This is a genomic window from Paraburkholderia sp. GAS333, from assembly GCF_050435665.1.
GTDB classification, from domain to species: Bacteria; Pseudomonadota; Gammaproteobacteria; order Burkholderiales; family Burkholderiaceae; genus Paraburkholderia; species Paraburkholderia fungorum_A.
In genome coordinates this window covers 1-6,664 of sequence record NZ_JBNDKS010000020.1, presented here as the reverse complement: position 1 = coordinate 6,664, position 6,664 = coordinate 1, and the positions used below count along the sequence as shown (strand labels likewise).

At 56.3% G+C, this 6,664-nt stretch carries 5 protein-coding genes; all 5 read right to left on the bottom strand.

Translation table 11 applies throughout. The annotated features are described in order from the left end of the window. Positions 1–293 precede the first annotated feature (293 nt). The gene (locus tag ABH945_RS36040; RefSeq protein ID WP_429253880.1) at positions 294–611 is read right to left on the bottom strand and encodes a transposase; all 318 of its coding nucleotides are present in this window, start codon (positions 609–611) and stop codon (positions 294–296) included. 611 nt (positions 612–1,222) lie between these two features. Beyond that, positions 1,223–2,839 (bottom strand): hybrid sensor histidine kinase/response regulator, encoded by a 1,617-nt coding sequence (locus ABH945_RS36035; RefSeq protein ID WP_429253879.1) that lies wholly within the window; start codon positions 2,837–2,839, stop codon positions 1,223–1,225. 39 nt (positions 2,840–2,878) lie between these two features. Then, entirely contained in the window at positions 2,879–3,508 is a 630-nt protein-coding gene (locus ABH945_RS36030) for an MEDS domain-containing protein (RefSeq protein WP_429253878.1), read from the bottom strand. An 851-nt stretch (positions 3,509–4,359) separates the two neighbouring features. Then, complete coding sequence (locus tag ABH945_RS36025; RefSeq protein WP_429253877.1) at positions 4,360–4,977, bottom strand: flavin reductase family protein; 618 nt, start codon at positions 4,975–4,977, stop codon at positions 4,360–4,362. Between the two features lie 1,300 nt (positions 4,978–6,277). Continuing rightward, positions 6,278–6,664 (bottom strand): transposase (locus ABH945_RS36020; RefSeq protein ID WP_429253876.1); only part of this gene is annotated, 387 nt, incomplete at its 5' end.

Genomic DNA, 6,664 nt, shown 5'->3' with positions numbered 1-6,664 from the left:
GGTCATCGCCTTCAACGAATCGCTTCATGAGTTACCCGGTCTCAGTGCGTTGATTGAGTTTAGGCGATTGATGTGTTTTCACACAGGCTGGGTCGCTTACCGACGTTGGAAGTAGCGACTCGATCGAAAAAATGCCGACGCACAAAACTTTACGTTTCAACTAACAGAAGGCGCCGCTCACGCGGGGACGCTCGTTAAAAAAAGAGGCTGCGCCACAATCTATCGGTTGCACGCCCACAATATTCAGTCTCAATGAGGGTCGCTGGCAGCGACAACGAATGATCGCGACGCAGTTAGTCACGTGCCGTCGTTGCACACAAAGTATCAACAGGCATGTTCAGGACGTCGGCAACCCGTGCGAGAAGCCCTAAGCGACGCCACTTAAGAAAGTGCAGATAGCAGGTCTGTCGTGGTGGATACACATCGGGAAGACGGCTCCATTTGTGATCATCGGTGCAGGCCCATAGTACCGCCTCGAGCACAGGGCGAGCATCAAGCCGTGGGCGTCCGCGCGTATTGCCTGCTGGAAACAGATGTGCAATTCGTTCCCACTCCTGATCTGTGAGCCGGCAGACGTCGTACGTGGATTGGGAGAATTTGCTAAATGGCATGAGAACCTCCACGCAAATGACCCGTTGGTAGCAAAATGCGCGCCCTGTGAGATATCTGTGTGGAGAGCTTTGCGGCTGCGGCTGGTCAATAGCACTTGACGAATGAACGCCGGATGTGCCCGGATCCTGCCGCTGCTGGCGCCCCCTGAAGGCGTTCGCGCAGAGCATGAAAGAATTTCCGCCTTCTCAGGAGGGAACCCGTGTTGGTGTTGCCGAGCTCATGCACTCGTTATCGGAAAGCCCGAGCGCAGACTGACAAGCCTGGTAAGGGTGGCTCGCCACCACCCGGCCGGCTACTGCGTCAACCCGATGTTCTTGGTAGTTCCGGACCGCACAGCCGAACCAGTGATAGGTCAGCGATTTAACGTGTGGAACGCCCAGTCAATGTACCCCGGCCGCATGGGGGAAGCTACTTAAGCAAATTTGAAATGCATACCCCGAGGAGTTGATGTTGTAGCGCCAAGGGCATCTCGTTTCTCTGCCGCGAGAGGATGCGAGCCGATGTGGCGGTGACGTGCAATAGTCAGCCCAGTCAGCGTTCGGCTTATTGCGGCCAGCAGCATCCCTTACACGACGTCCGAAGACAGAAGGGTTTCGCGCCCAACCAGTTGCTACGTGGCCGGCTTCTCATTGCCGCTTAACGCATCAACCAGATCTATTAGCGCTACCGGCTTCACGAAATGTCGCTCGAAGCCGGCTGCGCGCGAGCGTTTCACATCATCCGCCTGACCGTAGCCGCTTAACGCGAACAGTCGAAGGCCTGCGTGTTGCGATTGCCCTCGCAGCGCGACAGCCAGTTCATACCCATCCATTCCGGGCAAGCCGATGTCAAGTACTGCAATGTCAGGCCGGAACTGGGCGGCCAGATCCAGCGCCTGCAACGGATCGAACGCCGTTGCCACATCAAATCCCACGTCCGCCAGGAAGGCTTCCATGGAAAGCAGGCCATCCAGATTGTCGTCGACCAGAAGAACCCGCGTACCCGGGCGATCCGATCGGATTTCGGGAACCCGCCCCCCTTGTTGAAACGCCGTGGCAACCTCTTCGCCGGACGCAAGGGGCAGTGTCACCGTGAACATTGAGCCTTCCCCCGGCCCATCACTCGATGCGGAAACCGTACCTCCGTGCAGTTCGACCAGATTGCGGACGAGCGCCAGACCAATGCCCAGTCCTCCCTCCGAACGGTCGATCGTGGTTCGTCCCTGCTCGAAAATCCTGAACAGCTTTGGCATCAATTCGGCACTGATGCCAGCGCCATTGTCGGCAACAGTGACGGCGATCTGGTTATCACTGGCTCGCGCATTGACCCAGATTTCTCCACCGACGTCGGTGTATTTGGCGGCATTGTTCAGCAGATTACTGAATGCCTGGGTCAGGCGCGTCAGGTCACCGTAGAGCAGGGCGCCGTCGTCGGATATTGCGACCGACAGCCGTTGCTGGCGCTGCTCGACGAGTGGACTCGCCGCTTCGACGGCCCGCGTGATCACCGATCCGATCCGCAGGCTTTCGCGCGATAGCTCTATCTTTCCGCGGGTGATCCGGCTGACATCGAGCAGATCTTCGACAAGACGGGAAAGATGGGCAACCTGCCGCTCGAGAATCTGGTGATACTTGTCGGCCGTGTTGCCGTTCTCGCGCCGGATCAGACCCAAAGCGGTCGAGATGGGCGCCAGCGGATTGCGCAGTTCGTGGCCGAGCATCGCGAGAAACTCGTCTTTCGATCTGTTTGCCTCTTCGCGCTCGTGCGCCGCCCGCGCGGCGAGGATGCCGGTGGCCGCCTGGGAGGTGGCGGCCCGCAGAAAGGCAACCTGATTGACAGTCGGGAAGGACGGCGCCAGCGCGCCAAACCAGATGCTGCCGTGGCCCGAGCTGAAACCCATGCTCAGCCGTAGCATTCTTGTCTGCCCGAGCGGGGTGTCGTTCAGACTGACGCGTGTCCCAATCGGAATGTGATGCCATCCCTTGATAGCTTCCTGCCAGCCGGTCAGGTCGTCCCCGCCGACCAGCGTGCCGCGCACTCGCAGTTGTACGAGCGGGGGCGTGTCGGGTAGCAGCGGAACGTCGACGTAGCAGATGTCAAGCGGAACGATCCGCTCGATCGCCTGTGCCATCAGCCCAACAATGGCCGTACCGTCACGCCCAGGCCAAAGCGCCGGCAGCGCGAGCAGGCCCATCAGGTCTCTTAGCGCGCTTTCCGGGCTCTGATCGCCATACCGATCGCCGCTCATTTGGCCCGTCTTGTCATACTTGCATCATCCACTATCGCGTTATGCGGCTGCCCGCATTTTGCGAGACTCCAGCTCCTTCAGCATCTCCGAGGGCGGGATGAAGAAGGGGTTCTCCTGCACGACACCATTGATGAGCGTAAGCGGGTGCGTACGCAAGACGTCCATGAGCATGGCGCCAGAGAGTTTGGCCATATCGTAGACGCACACAGCGGGCTGACGGTTACGCTCGATAATCTCGTTCACCTCGGCTTCGTATTCGATCAGATCGGGCGCGGTAGAGAGGTCCTCGAAGGCCCAATCCATGTTTCCCATGATGCGAAGACGGGTGAAGCCCGCGTCCCGTCCAGACCCTGTGAGCCGATCGACCATGTCCAGCATGCGTTTCTTGTCAAACTTGCCCTCGTCGTCGAGGTACGCTTCCGGCCAGGTGATTACTTCCAGCTGGCCGCACGCCTCGCATTCGTGGGTATCGATACCAGAGGCCTCCAGCCTCGCCCGATGGTCATTGGCAAGAGCCGGATCGACGATGTGGAAATTTTTTTCTCCAGCTTCCACTGCCTGCCGATAGTAGGGAAGGAGAGCCTCGTATTCCTGTTCGCGGCTGTCGAAAAACGCGCAAACGTGATAGGCATCCATCAGCGTACCCGCGATAGCGATACGGTTGTCCATTGCAACTCCTCAAGGTGGTTAAGAATTGCCGGGCACGGTGCCAGTCGGGAATTTCATCGGAACGGAAGCTGCAGCATAGATCTATTCTATGGCATCCGAGGCGATCAAAGCCTTGACTGCAATGAAAGTCGCTTAAGGATTTGGGCTACCGCCACGACATTGATAGGATGGCTGTGGAGCGTCCTCAAGGGCCAGTCCGGCCTAGACACTCTACCGGGAACGTTTCAAGCAAGGATCTTGCAACGGTGTAATGGTTAGTAATATGCGATTCACATAAACAGGATTGAACACCGTGCGCGGGCTTGATCTGGCGATTTGGCGCACGTATGGTGTGCGATCCCGGCAACTGGTTAACCCTAGATACCGGCAGTGTGTTTGAGGGCCCGCGCATTCCGGCGGGCTATTTTTTTGTCCAACTTTCCGTTCAACTTTGCGAGGCGAAACAGGCTTCTCGATGCTCGTTCAGGACATGCTTGAACGCTTGTGGGAAGAGATAACCAGCAGCGGCGCCAGTTTGCTGGTGGCTGATGGGGTGGGTTTGATGTCGCGTTGCTTGATGTCAATCTGCGTGGAGCGTGTCTTTCCCGATCGCGGAAAACTTCGTCGAGCAGTGCAATACCTTTGCTGTTCTTCTGTGGGTATTCGTCTTCGGGCATTGGGCCGCGTCTTGCAAATGTCCCCGCTTGTAGAAACCGTGTGTGCTTGAATCGTTGGAGCAGGCTCAAGCCCATCGACACGCGGAGATGGTAAGGATTCCTAACGCCGTACGTTGGTGTCGACACCGGTCGATTAACCTTTTAAAGCGATAGTCACGGTGAAAAGACTCTCACGATCGAGCGTGGTTTTTTTCGCTAGGCTCGGAACGTCTTTCCGAGCTCTTTTGCTGCGAGCCTGAAATAGTGCCGGAAGTTATAGATGAGAGGTGACCACTTTTCCGTGTCAATATGTTGACTTTCGGTCATGAATGCTCTGTCTGCATGTACCCGGACTATTTCGACTTCGGCTGCAACGCCACCGCCGAGTTGCTCGAGTTTCTCTCCGCCCATGCGATGGATATGACGAACCCTCGCTTCAAGATGCATGGGACATTCGGCTACTCGATCTGGTTTAACCAGTTCGCTCGTCATGGGTGTGAAGTCACCCGCTTCAAACTTGTCTTTCTCGAAATGGAACTGCTTTGCCTTCAGGTCCGGTACGGGATCTTTGCCCGTAAGCGGTGCAAGATCTTCCACCTGGCGCCAGAGGTCAGGAGAGGGAATATTGACTACGCACTCGGGATGGCGAGCAAGATTTTCAGCGGTTTTCGTTTCGTCGAGCAGGCCGAGCATCATGGTCCACCCCAGCGCCCAAAATGAGGAGATAGGTGCGATGTTGGTCGAACCATCTTCGTTGCATGAACTGACAAGCGCGACGGGAGTCCCGAAATAAAGGATCTTGGGCTGAATGGTCTGAAACGACGTGTCGGTCATTATCTCCTCCGCACTGGGTGGTCGCCTTATAGGACATCTGGCATGGTCTGATTGAGTATGCTGCTTACTTCGGAGGCAACGTTTCAATGAGGTATGAACTGAACTGTCGAAGCGGCTGGGCGGTTTGTGAGTAAACGGACGTTGTAGGGTAAATGCGTGATTCGAAATTGTTTGCTCGTGTAAGGCCGAAAAGGGTCATTGGGGAAACCGGCGCTCACTCGGTAACGAGGTTCAGTGCCTGCCTCTAAGCCCCAGGTCCGGCCAGCAAAAAAGCGACTTGCGCGTGAACGCAGTTGCCAGTAGCTACGTTCGATAATTGGCGGCGCCTGAAAGTGTATTGGCACGCGCTGGAGGGGCCGCTATCTCGAAATGCAGATTACCGACTGCGCTGCTCCAGGCATTTACCCAGTGTCTTGCATCTAATTCCTGTCGTCGATTCTGAGCAAGCGTCAGTCTTCGCATCGCGCGTTGGAGACGGGACATCATGTAAGCACGGCGATGACTCGCTATGTTCGTTTGCATGTCCATTTCGCTATCACCTTCGACGGAACGCCGGAAATTTCGACCACGCGGCATTTAAGTTAGCTGAATTGTCGGTCACGCTCAAGCGATTGCTGCATGACAATTCATCGCAGAGAACCAATCGGCGTGCTTTAAAAGATATGCGTATCACATCGTCGTTTGACCTAGCGGGGCAGCCCAGTTAATGTCACATTTTTGACAAAATACGGTAACAAAGTGCCCCCGCAGAATACGAGTTACGCGGCCGGTCAGCATCGAACTGGATGGTCGCTCTTACTGTGGAGCGTATCGCGTAATGGGGCGAACGGTCATTGTGTACGCAGGGGGCGACGTGAAGTTTGCTTCGTATAGGTCGGACCGCCCTGAAGTTGTCGCCCGCTGGCTTACTGAGTGATCTCAGTCTGAGGCAGCGCAAAGAAAAAAGCCCGCCAAAGTAGGGGGCTGAATCCATTCCTAGCGGACATGGAGGAGACGTATCCGACTCTACACCGCAGACGTGGTGCGTTGCAACAAAGATGCTAAATAACGTCAGAGTTAGCGTTCTATAATAATGCTTATCCGCTAAAAGGCCGCTGTCTTTACTTCCGATCTGAGCGTCGTGACACGCCCGAAAGCTGACGTTGACATCCTGCTTGCTCGGATGGCGGCTATGGGTCGAGACCGTGTGAGAACACAATTTCTGACGTTGAACGGCCGGTCTCGCTTCAGTTAGATCAAGTTCGGTCGATCTAGCTTACGCTTACTTGTGTCTCGCGAGTCTGGCAAAGCCCCCCGGGCTTTAACTTCCTGCAATCTTGATTGCCCTTATCGTTCCCGCGACACCGAGTATGTTCATGACCCGCTTCAGGTTGTAGGCCAATACCTGAAGGCTCATCTCCGTACTCACCCGCGCGAGTGTCCGGGTCAGGAAGTGTGCGGGACCCATCCAGTGCTTCAGCGTGCCGAACACATGCTCAACTGTGCTTCGGCGAATCGTCATTGCATCGGGCTTCCTGTCGAGACGACGCTCCATGGCATCCAGTATATTCTCGTGCTCCCATCGCCGGATGCGACGATAGTCACTGGGCGAGCATCGTTCCTTGAGGTGGCAACGGGGGCAGGCGCTGGGCCAGTACACCTGCAGGGTCATGTCATGTTCAACGGTGTTGAACCTATGAATGGCCCG